Below are 10,784 nucleotides of genomic sequence, written 5' to 3' on the forward strand. Positions count from 1 at the left end.
AAGCTCTCCGGTCCGTTTTCGATGATGCTGAGCGCCGGCGATGGCTCCAGGTCGACTCGCGGCGGCACGGCAGCGTCTGCCGGATTGGGCATCTTTCGAATCCCAAGCTTGTCGGCGACAGTGGCCGCCAGAGCCTCGTCGACGTTCAGCAGATGGGAGACCATTCGTTCGCGGATTGCCGGTGTTTGGACCTTGCTCAACTCGAATGTCAAAGCCATCGCGATGTGGCGTTGTTCCGGAGGCGTCTGGCTGTTGAAGAACTGCCTCGCCTGGCTGTAGTGGTCGGCGAAGCTTTCCGCCCGCAGCCGCACTTTCTGGCCCTCCTCGGCATCGGCAAAGGAACGGAAACCGCGCTGGGGTTCTTCGCGCGGACCCATGCCCCACGAATTTGGCTCATAATTGGCACGGCCTACCGGATTGCGTATGGCCATGTGTCCATCCTGTTGAAAATGAGCGAACGGGCATTTCGGTGCATTGATCGGAAGGTGGGTGAAATTCGGGCTGCCGAGCCGTTTCAGCTGGGTATCGAGATAGGAAAAGTTGCGTCCCTGCAGCAGCGGGTCATTGGAAAAATCAATGCCGGGGGGCACGTTCTGCGTCATGAACGCAACCTGTTCGGTCTCGGCGAAGAAATTATCCGGCATGCGATCCAGGACCAGTCGCCCCACGGGGATCGGCTGGAGGATCTCTTCGGGAATAATCTTTGTGGCGTCGAGGACGTCGAAATCGAAGCTGTCCGCAAAGTCCTGATCGAAGAGCTGTACGGTAAGTTCCCATTCAGGGAAGTTGCCGGACTGGATCGCCTCCCACAGGTCGCGGCGATGGAAATCCGGATCGGCGCCATTGATTTTGACCGCTTCGTTCCAGACTACCGACTGCATGCCAAGCTTTGGTTTCCAGATGAATTTGACAAAGGTGGATTCGTCGTCCGCGTTGACGAAGCGGAAGGTGTGGACGCCGAAGCCCTGCATGAAGCGGAAGGAGCGCGGGATCGCACGATCCGACATGATCCACATGATCATGTGCATCGATTCCGGCATCAGGCTGATGAAGTCCCAGAAATTGTCATGCGCAGTTTGGGCCTGCGGGAAATCGCGGTCCGGTTCCTGCTTGGCGGCATGGATCAGATCGGGAAACTTGATCGCGTCCTGGATGAAGAAAACCGGGATGTTGTTGCCGACCAGATCCCAATTGCCTTCCTTGGTGTAAAGCTTGACCGCGAAACCGCGCACGTCGCGGGCCAGGTCAAACGAGCCCTTGTTGCCGGCGACTGTCGAGAAGCGCACGAAAACCGGCGTCTTTTCGCCAGCACGCTGAAAAATGTCGGCGCGCGTGTATTTAGCGAGCGATTCATAGGTTTCGAAATAGCCGTGTGCCCCGTAGCCGCGAGCATGCACGACCCGCTCGGGTATCCGCTCGTGATCGAAATGGAAGATCTTGTCACGGAAGTGGAAATCCTCGATCAGCGATGGCCCACGCTCGCCGATCTTCAGAGTGTTCTGATCGTCCGAGACAGGCGTTCCGAGCGCAGTGGTGAGGACAGGGGTCTCGCCTTCCGCCGTTTGGTGAGACTCACCGCCGTTTCCACGCTCGACATTTTGGTCGCGACTGCTTGCAGGCTGAGTTTCTGAACGCTGCCGGGACTGGGCCATGGTTTATCGCTCCTCGATGGATGAAGGCCGGAACCACCGGCTCAGGGTCGTCGAACTGCCGATGCGCAGCTTTGTTCCAGTAAAAGACTGGCGCCTTTGCTTGCGGAACAATGGCGAATCGACGTCGCTGGCTGCCCACTGCGGGCGGACCCTGGCCGTGTTCTAATCGGGCGGCCTCACTGCAACAGAACTCGGCCGCACAGAGACGGGTGTGCGTTCGCCCAATCCAAGATTTTCTAGCGACTTATTTCGACGTCCGGAACGAACCCAACCTTCATGCATTTAGCTAGGTCTGCGTGCATCAACTTATTCTTGCTGGGAGCTGGACCATTGTCCTCGAGGGGCTACGCCTTGGCCAACCAGGAAACGGATGACGTTTCCATCGTTGACCTGATACCTGCCTTGCGAGCCTTCGCCCGCACCTTCTGCCGTGTTCCTGACGATGCTGATGACCTGGTCCAGGAGACGTTGACCAAAGGGCTCGCCAACATCGATAAGTTCGAGCCCGGAACGCGTATGAAGTCATGGCTCTTCACCATCATGCGCAACACCTATTATACGCGCATTAAGGCCGCCGACAGGGAAAAACCCGGCCTGCTTGACTGCGCCTCCCTAATCCCAATTTCGGAAGCGACGCAGGAGTGGTCCGTTCAGAGCAAGGAAGTCTCTAGCGCGGTCCAGAAGCTGCCGGAACATCAGCGCGAGGTCCTGATGCTGATCGGGGTGCTTGGCGTCAGCTATGAAGAAACTGCCGAGATATGCGGTTGCGCCGTGGGAACAGTAAAAAGCCGCCTTAACCGAGCGCGCGCCAGCGTGCTGGAACACCTCGGCGAAAGTTCGTTGCAGACATTGGTAGAAAGACGCAATCACCTGTCCGAAGCACAGGGAAACTTGGCAGTCGACAGGCGTCGATAGCTATTCCACTTTCTTTGCTTTGCATCGACGCTTCTCGACAAGCGCGTTCTGCAGTTGGATCGCAAGGTTGGTCAGACGGCCGGGGACCTTTTCCTGCTCGATGGCAGTCAGCAGAGATGCAATCTTCCGGTCTATTGCCAGCCGGAGTTGCGGGCTGATGGTATCGTCGCTCGAGCGAGACATAGTGTTCTCTTAACGAATTGGTCCCTTCACCAGTGTGGTGACAGCAATCAGCGTTTGCAAGGATTCACGCGCCGTCCTCGCCGTCAGCGCCGTCCCTTGCACAGCATTGTTTCGAAGCCGCTAATCTCGTCGGGGAAGCCTATTCTTTCCCCTCCCTCTCCCCCGGCAATGTTGCCGGGTGCGCTCGATAATTCGACTCTCGCGACCTCTGCTGCCACTGGTTATGATTCGCGTTAGCGGTTGCAACAGTCAGTCTTAAGAGAGCCGATCCGCGGCGTGATACTGATCGGAATTGATCCGATTGCCGTCGAGCCGGCGTCGCTCGGTGTGCTGCTTCCTAGGCTCTGTTCTGACAAGGCCGCGTTTCCTCGACCTTGTCCTTGGCCAAATCGGTCATCGCGCCGGCGCCTTACCCTGACGGCAGAGGTGATGTCTACCGCCGGATGCCATCTAGTCCTCCTTCGGATTGTGGGCACTCACAGGTGCCTTTTCTATTTGACGCCCGAACAATCATTGGGCCGTAATGTTCCGTCGGATGCAGAAAGAAGAAAGGCATTGCCATCCCACAGCCGGAACGGCTTCTCGCCGGCAACCACGACCTGCATGCCGTGGGCTTCGGCGAGGCGGTGAACATCGGCACGATCCAGCGCCGGCGATCCGCGATAGGAGTAATTCAGAAGTGCTGCCATGCCTGACGTTCTCAGAACACGCGCAATTTCCTTGAAATGCCGCTCCGCCAGGCCAGCCAGTACCAGATAGGGGAAACTGTCGACAGCCAGCACGCAATCGAAGCTTGCGTTGCCGAAATCGGCAAGATCGAGACCAGAGGTCGGCCGCAGTTCCACATTGCGCAGCTTGGCACATCGCTCTCGAGCGATCGAAATCATCTTCGAAGATATGTCGATGCCGACGACCCGGTGCGCCGCGCTGGAGAGCGCGCTTTCGAATCGGCCGATGCCACAACCAATGTCCAGTATGTCCCGATCGGCGCCGGTGAAGCCATGCCTTTCCAGCCATTCGACGATCTCATCGGTAGCGGCTGAAAGCCTCTCCTCGTCGCCCAGGGAGGACAGTTGCACGCTTGCAGGCAGGGAAATCATCGCCGCCGCATCGAACCCGGCGGCCAGCCGCTTGACGACAGCGGCATCCGTTTCCTCCTGATTACGTTCGTGGCGAACGGCCGCACCTGTTTCACGCAGCATGGCAAAGATGTCAGGCCGGTGACGAAGCAGGTCGGCGATCCGCTCCAGTCTGTCTCGTTTTCGAAGGTCGGCCGAATGCATATCCAGCGCCAAATCAGCCAATTCTGCGGCATCGATCCCCGTCGCGAAGCGAAGCGCCAGTCTGGCGATGATGGCTTCGACGCAGGCGCCGTCGGCAATGCACTCATCGAGCACCATTCTTGCTGTCGAGGCCTGTGACGATGATTTTCGTCCGGTCGTGCTCATTGAGCGATGCTCCGCGTCCAGACCTTTCGCATTGTCCATTGGTCGACGGCGCCCCAGCCATACTTATAGGTTTCCTGGCCGCGCAGAAAGTCGAACTCCCGCGCCCCTTCACGAGCCGCCTCGGCAATCGCGTGACCAATGAGGATTGCGCCGGGACTTTCATCGGCGTAGGCCGGATCGAAACCGCCAAGATAGGCGTAGGCGCGGTGGCGATGGTGAAATCCGTAATAGGCCCCGACGACCGCATCATCGATAGCAACAAGCCAGCATCGCACAAGGCCCTGCGCGGCAAGCAGTGGAAGCGCCTGTCGATGGAATTCTTCCGCAGCCGGGTCGGCCAGCACGCCGTCGCCATGTCCGGCCCAACGCGCGCCGTGAAGGCGGACCAGGTGATCGAAGAATGTTTTGGGATCGGCTTGCGCCGACATGATGGAAACGCAGCCGCGCCTGCATGCGGCTTTATGTGCGCGGCACAACTGGCGTCTTCGCCGCGCCGGAACGCAGACCGCCAGCGCCTCGTCCCCGGCAGTCGAGAGCACGGGACAAGCAGCGTGATCGGCGAGTTGACCCGCCTCCAGTGCAGGGTGGGTTATGGCGAGACCCGCGGCACCCGCCGGTAGATCCGGCAAAATCCATTGCGACCAATTGATCGCAAGAGCCCGGTCGGCGATGACGGCGGCGACAGCCGCTTCGATGCCGGGGAAACACAGGACATCCAGATAGTCGCTCAACGAAATCCCGACCGGAAGCAGTTTCGAACCGGAAGTTGTGTGTTCTAGATAAAGCGGCGCCAATCCCACCAGATCGTCGCCACGCCAGACGGCGATCGTCGCCAGTTCTCCGGGCGCGAATGTGCGCCACCACGGCACCAGCCAGGCGGGGCATTGAAACGGCGTCGCCGTCCGGCTGTGCGCCCAGAGCTCCCGCCAGCGCGGCGCCAGGGCCTCAAGGGCGGCCGGATCGTCGATGGTCTCGGAGCGGAGCATGAAAACCGCTCACTGCACCGCCGCGAGGCGCCTGCGGCCGGCACCAAGCTCTGCCAGCGCATGGTACGCGTTCATGTAAGACGAAATCATTTGGTCGAGCGAAAAGCGCCGCCGCGCCTCGGCCCGGCATATCTCGGCATCCAGGCGGGATGCTGCGACTATGGCTCCCGCCATCTCATGGACGTCATTGACCAGAAAGCCCGTCCTGCCGTGTTCGACCACGCCCGGCAGCGCGCCGTTTGGAAAGGCGACAACCGGCGTGCCGCAGGCCATCGCCTCCATCGCGACAAGCGAACTGGTTTCTGCGGCAAGGCTGGGAATGACCAGGCACCGGGCGGCATTGAGAAAGCGCCGTTTGGCGGTGAAGCCGAGCGGACCGAGGAAGCGGCGCTGCTTGTCGAGGCGCGGCTGGACTTCGTCACGAAAGTACAGAGTGTGCGTTTCATAGGGGTAGACCTTGCCGCCGATGACCAGCGGCACACCAGCCTGTTTGGCCGCATCCAGTGCAAGATGGATGCCCTTTTCCGGGCAGATGCGGCTGAGCACCAGCGCGAAGTTGCGCTTGGACTGCCGACCGCTCAGCGCGTCGATATCGACGCCGTTTGGAATGGGCGCAACCAGTTTGGCACCCGGCGGCGCGGTCCTCTGTTGGGCCGCCGAGACGGCGTGCAGCCATAGATCGTCACGGATTGGGCGCAAAGCATCGGACGGATACCAATCGAGCGGCAGGTGCAGGCTTACAAGCGTCGGGCCATGGCCAGGCAGATAGGCATCGAAATCGATGCCGTGCAGATGAACCACGTCGATCGGCCAACGGGCGCGTGCGACGTCTATCGCTGCGCGGTGGGAGCGCTGTGCCCGTTTTTTCGCCGCATCGTCGAGCACGCCTGGTTCAGCAGGTGTCTCGATGAGGACGCCCGCTGCTTTGGAGCCCTGGCAACCGATCACGATGGAGCCGTGTCCCGCGCGCACGAGTGCCTGGTCGAGCATCGACAGCACCTGCTCGGCACCGCCAACCGCATCGGGGCCGACTGGCGCGAGAGGGTAGGCGACGTTCAGGACGGTGAGGGTCATGGCCGGCCGAGCCCAAGCTCCTCATGTGCAGCGGCGGCGGCGTGGAGCCAAACCGCCGGTTCGAAGCCGAGCGGCAGCGCCTCGTAATAAAGCTTGCCGTTGTTCGGCAGCGCCAGGAAATCATAGGTGAGCGCCACCCGGAAACGTTCGACGCGCGCCGTAAACGGCGCCAGCGTCCGTTGCTGTGTCCGGTGGCAGGCCAGCATGCACTGCTTCCGTTCGAAGGCCGCTTCCGTAAGGTGGAGTTCGATGCACTCACCGCCGGGAACGCTGTTGAAGTCCTGGAGGACTGCGCCCTCAGGTCCGGCGCAATAGAACGCCATTTCGACGATGGCCGGCGCCGGGCGTCCATCGCGGCGCAGCAAATGGCAAGCCGCATGTACGGCAAAGGCGGTCGCGTCATGATCGGGGTGACCGCCTTCATAAGGATGCGTACAGACGAAACTGACATCGCGATCGGCCAAAAGGCCGGTCAGCTCCCGTGCGAGCGCGCCAAGATTCCCGGCGGCTTGTTTGTCGGGATAACCGAGGCTGATCATGGCCGTCGACGGCAATTCCGCTGCCGCCAGCGCTGTCTCCAACTCCCTATGGCGGGCCTCGGCGTAGTCCTGCCAAGTCTCGAAGCCGTACGCTCGCGCGTCATCAAGGTCTCGCGGCGCGCCGTCAGTGACATGCACGATGCGAGATCCGCGCAATCCGGCAAGATGTCCGCCGATGCCGATGGTCTCGTCATCCGGATGCGCGACAACGATCATGATTTCAGCACCGTCAGAGCCGTGCGGGGGAGCGCCTGTCAGCAAGGCCGCGAATTCGGCAAGCGTTCCGAATCTGTCAGGTGCGTGTTGCATTGCTCACTCATGCTGCCGAAGCCCGCACCGCTCTGACTGGCGAGGCAGCCATGGCGGGAGCGTAGCGGCGGGTCATCGTCGCGCAAAACTCGGCAAATTCCTCCGGCACTAGCGGCGGACTGGTGTGATGCGGCATGACTCCGCGGTGCTCGGGAGTGAAGCAGAAGGTGATGGTCACGTCGAAGTCGGCAAGCGCTTCCATCTGCCGGTCGTACCAGTCCAGCGCATTCGGCCTAAAACTATCGGCCCAGGAAAGTCCGGTGCGCACATTGGTGACGCCCAGCCGCTTCATCCACGCGACGGCGTCATCCAGCCGGGGATCTTCAAAGTGGAACCATTGCACCAGTCCCATTTCGGGCGTGTAACGCAGGAATTCCTCGAGCGCGGGTTTGGGCGTACCGTCTTCGCGTAGCAGGCCCATGTAGAAGTGGCGGTAGTAGGAGGAGCCTTCCGCCTCGCGATGGCGTGTCGTTGCCCCCCATTCGCGCGGAAGATCGTAGAGGCTGTACCATTGTATGCGCGAGGCGTTGCCGAGCAGCAGTTCGGCGGTCCGGCGCAAGCCCCATAGCTGCACCTCCTCGGCACCGAAGCTCGACACACCAACTTCGCTGACCCATACAGGAAGATCGGTGACGGTCGAAATCTCGCCGATCTTCTGGGGCCACTCCTGAATCTGCCAGAGGTTCCAGTCGAGCGGAAAGCCGTGCACGGCGACGGCATCGACATGATCCAGCGCGCCGTACTGCTTCATGAGCGCCATGAAATCGGCATCGATCGGCGAAATGCCGCCCAGTATCTTGGTCACGGTGGGGTTTTCCGATGCGATGGCATCGGCGGCCAGCATTGCCATATTGGCGAAGCGGCTCCAGTCGGGGTCGAGTTCGGGATCCCAATGGGACTTGTTGTTCGGCTCGTTCCAGATCATCGCAGCTTCAATCATGCAGTTGTCCTTTCGACGGGTAGACGGCGCCTCCACCGGCCGGTTCGTTGGCGGCGCGGCAGAAATAAACCTCTTGCTCCGGGTGCAGCACGGTCTCGAAGCCGGCGCTGCGCAGCATCGCTTCGGTGCAGGCGCGATTGGGAATCCACCAGTTGGTCGGGTCGTCGGCATAGCGATGCTCGACGAAATGCAGCTTGGGAAACTCGGGCCGGTCGAACAGATCGTGTGTCGAGAAAGGATAATTCTCATCGAGTGCAGGCAGTTCGGTGCTGCCGCGCTGCATGGACTGGAAGATCATCAGGTCGCCGGCGACATGCTCCCGGATCAGATCGAGAGCGAGCAGGGGGTGGCGCAGGTGATACAGCACACCCATGAACAGGACGATGTCGAATTTCTCCCGCAGCGCGCCGACGTCGTAGACCGACAGTTGCTGGAATTCGATGTCGCAGTCCGCGATCTCGGCGGCGAAGCGCGCCTGCGCCAGATAGGCTTCATCGAAATCGATGCCGAGGACGCGGCCGGCGCCGCGTCGTTTCATCTCGATCGAGTAGAAGCCGGCGTTGCAGCCTATGTCGAGCACGGCCTTGCCGGACAGATCGGCAGGAATGGCGTCGGCGAACTTGCGCCATTTGATCAGCGGGTAGTTGCCGAGGAAATGGTCGGGGGCGGTTTCGACGCCTGCCAGCTCCATGTTGTGAAACCACGGGCCAAGGGCATCGATGCGGCGACGGATTTCCGCGTTCGAATGCAACATGGCTAGCCTCCTTCGCCTGGATGGCTTGGTATCTGCGACTGCCCTCGCAGCGCGAACATGAGGTTTTTCGGGTCCTCCAACCTAGGGTCGTTGTTCTCAAGCAGCCGAAGTGCCGTGCGGTAGCCGTTGAAAGTGCCGACGTCGACATAGGCGGTGCCTGCCTTGACGCCGTAAGCCTCGCCGCCGGCCGCCAGATAGGCATTGATGAGTGTACCGACGTATTCGTCGCTTTGATTCCGCTCGCGCCAAAGCGCGGCAAGCTGGTGAAGTATGCGGCCCGGCATCTTGAACGCGCCCCAAATCCAGTTCGATGCGGCGTCTTGTTGCTTGACCTGGATCTCCCTCACTCGGTCGCCCTGGTCGAGAACGACGGCATCGAAGAGTTCGGGGTGATCCACCGGGAAGAGTAGAAACGACAGCCGGTCGTCCGGTAGGCGGCAGAAGCCATCTTCCGGAAACCAGATCGTATCGGGCAGGCCGATCAGAACCGTCTCGTCCGGTGCGACGAGCGGGGCGGCGCGGAAGATCGCATCGCAAAGACCGACGGGAGTGGGCTGTACGACGAACAGTGCGGCGGCGTCGCCGTAGCCGGCGGCATAGTATTCGAGGATGTCCGATTTGCCCGATCCGATGACGAAGCAGATTTTGTCGACACCGTTGCGCACCATGCGACGCACCAGATATTCGCTCACCGCGCACGGGCGCTCGGTCTGGCCGTCGATGCGGCTGCCGACCGGCAGGAGCTCCTTCGAGAAGCCGAGCGGTTGAATGCGGCTGCCGCGGCCGGCAGCGGGCACGATGCCCAACATCAGATTGCTTCCTTCAACGGCTCGCCCGCCGTCAAGCCCTGCAATGCATCGGACAGGAGGCGGTCCAGTTCCCTGGCGCGCTGCGCAGAGGTGTGCTCGTCCAACACCCGCTCGCGCGCACGGCGCCGGATTGCGTCGACGTCACTGTCGGACAAGCAGACTGCCGCGACCACGTCGTCGGTGGTGTCCGCCAGGATGATCTCGCTGCCGGGTTGGAAAAAACTGCTCAGGCCTGGCCAGGTGTCGCTCACGATCGCCGCGCCGCAGGCTGCCGCCTCGAACAGCCTGCCCGAAGGACACCAGCCCCTCTTGGCCATCGCCTCGCGGGTCACGTTCAGCGTCAGACGCGATGAGCAAAAGAAGGCCGGATGATCCGCAGGCGGAAGATGCCTGACAAAGAAGATGTTTTCGCCCCACGGAAATTCGTGCGGATATTGGGCGCCGCCGATGACGAAACGGTGGTCCGGCAGGCGCGCTGCCGTGCGGACCAGCAGCTTTTCGACGCCGGCCTGGCGATCAGCCGCATAAGTTCCAAGATAGGATAGATCTCCGGCAAATTCAGCCCGGGGCTCTGCTGGCCGGTGTCGCTCGGGATCGACATGACCATAGAGAGGCAAGACACGGCGCGCACCCAGCAGAGTTTTCAGCGCATCGATTGCGGTTCCCCCCGTATAACTCAGGACGAGGTCGAAATCGCGAAGGCCTTCGGGCCCGTAATACGCCGGTCGTAGACCTTGTTCGATCCGGGCGAGTGTGACCGGGGTGTCCAGATCGTAGAAAACTTTCAGCCCGCGACAGGTCTGCTGCGCCAGGCGCGATGCCTCCACGGCGTCGGGGCAATAGGACGTGACGATGACGACCTCCGATTGCCCGATAGCCTGTTCCGCGACATGGCGAATGTCTTCCCAGTCCGGATAGAGAACGACGTTGCCGCCATCGAGATGATCAAGGTCGCGCGCCCCGGCATAATAGGGAGTGTTGCGTTCGAAGAAGGTGACGGACCAGCCCAGCCCGCCCAGCGCCCGGATCAGGCCGCGCCACAGCGTCGCGTGTCCGTTTCCCCACGAGGAGGTGACGGTGAGACCGCAAATGACCATTCGCATCCGGCTGTCCTCGTCAGGCGGGCTCGTTCAATCGGATCAGCTTGGAGCCCCAGTCACCGGATACGACCGTGG

General features: G+C 61.3%; 11 protein-coding genes. 1 reads left to right on the forward strand and 10 read right to left on the reverse strand.

Translation table 11 applies throughout. The features are described 5' to 3' along the window. Positions 1 to 1,652 (reverse strand): catalase (locus EOA86_RS08045; RefSeq protein WP_128341173.1); only part of this gene is annotated, 1,652 nt, incomplete at its 3' end. A 351-nt stretch (positions 1,653 to 2,003) separates the two neighbouring features. Here EOA86_RS08045 and EOA86_RS08050 point away from each other — a divergent pair. Then, positions 2,004 to 2,567: a sigma-70 family RNA polymerase sigma factor gene (locus EOA86_RS08050; protein ID WP_095519945.1), complete on the forward strand. Its 564-nt coding sequence runs from the start codon at positions 2,004 to 2,006 to the stop codon at positions 2,565 to 2,567. Here EOA86_RS08050 and EOA86_RS39300 read toward each other — a convergent pair whose 3' ends face one another. The 9 genes from EOA86_RS39300 to EOA86_RS08095 form a co-directional block, all read right to left on the reverse strand. Further along, positions 2,568 to 2,750 carry a hypothetical protein gene (locus EOA86_RS39300; protein WP_095519796.1) on the reverse strand — a complete coding sequence of 61 codons (183 nt, stop codon included), beginning with the start codon at positions 2,748 to 2,750 and terminating at the stop codon, positions 2,568 to 2,570. A gap of 491 nt (positions 2,751 to 3,241) precedes the next feature. Next, positions 3,242 to 4,198: a class I SAM-dependent methyltransferase gene (locus tag EOA86_RS08060; RefSeq protein ID WP_095519795.1), complete on the reverse strand. Its 957-nt coding sequence runs from the start codon at positions 4,196 to 4,198 to the stop codon at positions 3,242 to 3,244. Continuing rightward, a complete protein-coding gene (locus EOA86_RS08065) occupies positions 4,195 to 5,184 on the reverse strand; it encodes a GNAT family N-acetyltransferase (protein ID WP_128341174.1) in 990 nt (329 codons plus the stop codon). Before EOA86_RS08065 ends, EOA86_RS08060 begins: the two co-directional genes overlap by 4 nt. 9 nt (positions 5,185 to 5,193) lie before the next feature. Beyond that, positions 5,194 to 6,258 carry a glycosyltransferase gene (locus EOA86_RS08070; protein ID WP_127210148.1) on the reverse strand — a complete coding sequence of 355 codons (1,065 nt, stop codon included), beginning with the start codon at positions 6,256 to 6,258 and terminating at the stop codon, positions 5,194 to 5,196. Continuing rightward, positions 6,255 to 7,013 carry a PIG-L family deacetylase gene (locus EOA86_RS08075; RefSeq protein ID WP_164891619.1) on the reverse strand — a complete coding sequence of 253 codons (759 nt, stop codon included), beginning with the start codon at positions 7,011 to 7,013 and terminating at the stop codon, positions 6,255 to 6,257. Before EOA86_RS08075 ends, EOA86_RS08070 begins: the two co-directional genes overlap by 4 nt. Positions 7,014 to 7,113: 100 nt before the next feature. After that, positions 7,114 to 8,046, reverse strand: coding sequence for a beta-xylosidase (locus EOA86_RS08080; RefSeq protein ID WP_065006875.1), 933 nt, complete (start codon positions 8,044 to 8,046; stop codon positions 7,114 to 7,116). Then, on the reverse strand, positions 8,039 to 8,800 hold the full coding sequence (locus EOA86_RS08085; RefSeq protein WP_065006874.1) for a TIGR04290 family methyltransferase: 762 nt from the start codon (positions 8,798 to 8,800) through the stop codon (positions 8,039 to 8,041). Before EOA86_RS08085 ends, EOA86_RS08080 begins: the two co-directional genes overlap by 8 nt. Before the next feature lie 2 nt (positions 8,801 to 8,802). Continuing rightward, positions 8,803 to 9,609 carry a sugar phosphate nucleotidyltransferase gene (locus EOA86_RS08090; protein WP_164891620.1) on the reverse strand — a complete coding sequence of 269 codons (807 nt, stop codon included), beginning with the start codon at positions 9,607 to 9,609 and terminating at the stop codon, positions 8,803 to 8,805. Then, positions 9,609 to 10,712, reverse strand: coding sequence for a glycosyltransferase (locus tag EOA86_RS08095; RefSeq protein WP_128341176.1), 1,104 nt, complete (start codon positions 10,710 to 10,712; stop codon positions 9,609 to 9,611). Before EOA86_RS08095 ends, EOA86_RS08090 begins: the two co-directional genes overlap by 1 nt. Between the last annotated feature and the right edge of the window lie 72 nt (positions 10,713 to 10,784).

Origin of the sequence: Mesorhizobium sp. M5C.F.Ca.IN.020.32.2.1, from assembly GCF_004023105.1 — a bacterium.
Classification (GTDB): Bacteria; Pseudomonadota; Alphaproteobacteria; order Rhizobiales; family Rhizobiaceae; genus Mesorhizobium; species Mesorhizobium wenxiniae.